The sequence below is a fragment of the Anaerococcus sp. mt242 genome (genome assembly GCF_016798225.1).
GTDB lineage: Bacteria > Bacillota > Clostridia > Tissierellales > Peptoniphilaceae > Anaerococcus.
Genome location: NZ_JAEUYX010000040.1, coordinates 1 through 1,219, shown reverse-complemented (window position 1 = coordinate 1,219; position 1,219 = coordinate 1). Strand labels below are relative to the sequence as shown.

Sequence of the window (1,219 nt, the reverse complement as noted above, 5' to 3'; positions counted from 1 at the left end):
AGTCAAAGTGCTTAGCGGTGTAAGATGGACTTGCGTCTGATTAGCTAGTTGGTGAGATAAAAGCTCACCAAGGCAACGATCAGTAGCCGGCTTGAGAGAGTGTACGGCCACATTGGGACTGAGACACGGCCCAGACTCCTACGGGAGGCAGCAGTGGGGAATTTTGCACAATGGGGGAAACCCTGATGCAGCGACGCCGCGTGATTTAGAAGGCCTTCGGGTTGTAAAAATCTTTTGTATAGGAAGAAAATGACAGTACTATACGAATAAGGTCCGGCTAATTACGTGCCAGCAGCCGCGGTAATACGTAAGGACCGAGCGTTGTCCGGAATCATTGGGCGTAAAGGGTACGTAGGCGGGTTTTTAAGTTAGAAGTCAAAGGCTATAGCTCAACTATAGTAAGCTTCTAAAACTGGGAACCTTGAGTAATGGAAGGGAAAGTGGAATTCCTAGTGTAGCGGTGGAATGCGCAGATATTAGGAGGAATACCGGTGGCGAAGGCGACTTTCTGGCCATTAACTGACGCTGAGGTACGAAAGCGTGGGTAGCAAACAGGATTAGATACCCTGGTAGTCCACGCCGTAAACGATGAGTGTTAGGTGTCTGGAGTAAATCTGGGTGCCGCAGCTAACGCATTAAACACTCCGCCTGGGGAGTACGCACGCAAGTGTGAAACTCAAAGGAATTGACGGGGACCCGCACAAGCAGCGGAGCATGTGGTTTAATTCGAAGCAACGCGAAGAACCTTACCAAGTCTTGACATATTACGGAGGGCATCTAGAGATAGATCCTTACATCTTCGGATGACTGTAATACAGGTGGTGCATGGTTGTCGTCAGCTCGTGTCGTGAGATGTTGGGTTAAGTCCCATAACGAGCGCAACCCCTTTTGCTAGTTACCATCATTAAGTTGGGGACTCTAGCAATACTGCCGGTGACAAACCGGAGGAAGGTGGGGATGACGTCAAATCATCATGCCCTTTATGACTTGGGCTACACACGTGCTACAATGGCAGGTACAGAGGGAAGCTACAGAGTGATCTGATGCAAAACTCAAAAAGCCTGTCCCAGTTCGGATTGCACTCTGCAACTCGAGTGCATGAAGTTGGAGTTGCTAGTAATCGTGGATCAGAATGCCACGGTGAATGCGTTCCCGGGTCTTGTACACACCGCCCGTCACACCATGGAAGTTGGCAATACCCGAAGCCTGTGAGCTAACC

General features: G+C 49.8%; 1 rRNA gene. It reads left to right on the top strand.

From position 1 onward, the window contains the following. Positions 1-1,219, top strand: a 16S ribosomal RNA gene (locus tag JNO63_RS08585); the annotation flags it as partial.